This window comes from Faecalibacterium sp. An122, assembly GCF_002160895.1.
Lineage (GTDB): Bacteria > Bacillota > Clostridia > Oscillospirales > Ruminococcaceae > Faecalibacterium.
In genome coordinates this window covers 1-851 of sequence record NZ_NFLL01000073.1, presented here as the reverse complement: position 1 = coordinate 851, position 851 = coordinate 1, and the positions used below count along the sequence as shown (strand labels likewise).

General features: G+C 47.0%; 1 protein-coding gene and 1 pseudogene. One reads left to right on the top strand and one right to left on the bottom strand.

Features of this window, described 5'->3' with window-relative positions:
- Positions 1-194: 194 nt before the first annotated feature.
- Positions 195-542 (bottom strand): hypothetical protein, encoded by a 348-nt coding sequence (locus tag B5E67_RS16010; protein WP_242957062.1) that lies wholly within the window; start codon positions 540-542, stop codon positions 195-197.
- A gap of 46 nt (positions 543-588) precedes the next feature.
- On the opposite strand from B5E67_RS16010, the pseudogene B5E67_RS15290 reads away from it, so the two are divergent.
- Positions 589-851, top strand: a pseudogene (locus B5E67_RS15290) (IS3 family transposase); the annotation flags it as partial.

Below are 851 nucleotides of genomic sequence, written 5' to 3'. Positions count from 1 at the left end.
ATCTTTCACGCACTTGGTGCAAATGCAGAACTCGAAGAGCTGAATATTGATTCCACAACCAGCAAAGTATCTGAACAGGCAAGCCGTGGTCCAAGAAAACGATGAAGCGGGACGTCTGTATTGGACGGACCCGTGGAGGAAAGAACACAAAGATTCACGCCTTGGTCAATCGGGAAGGAATACCTGTCTGTTTGTTAATATCTGCTGGTAACTGCGCTGATTGTGACCAGGCCATCCCTCTTTTGCAGAAGTTTGGAAAAATCAAGGGCTGCAACATTTTGGGCGATCGGGCGTATGGGGCAAAGAAAATTCGACTTTTCCTTGCTGAGCAGGGTGCCCAGTACACCATCCCGCCGACCAAGAATCTGCTTCATCCCTGGAAATATGACCGGCAAATTTACAAGCGCCGGAATGTAATAGAGCGCTATTTTTGCCGCTTGAAAGACTTCAGGCGGATCGCTACCCGCTATGATAAGAGAGCGGATTCTTTTCAGGCTTTTCTTTTCCTTGCTGCTTCTGCTGTCATTTTCTCCATTTTGCACATATGAGCCGACTTCTCAGATACACCCTAAAACGATCCTGCGTGTCATGAAAAAATACGGCTTATTGTCTGAAATCCGTCGCCGCAGACGTTGGCAGCAGATGGGGCAGCAGCTGCACAAATACCAGAATCTTCTCAATCGGAATTTTCACGCTGAAGCGCCAAACCGCAAATGGGTGACCGATATCTCCTATATTCAAACCAAACAAGGTGTACTGTATCTGTCTATGATCCGTGATTTGTACGACAACAGTATTGTGGCTTATAAGACTGCAACCCAGCAAACAGTCAACCTGGTTCTGGATACCAT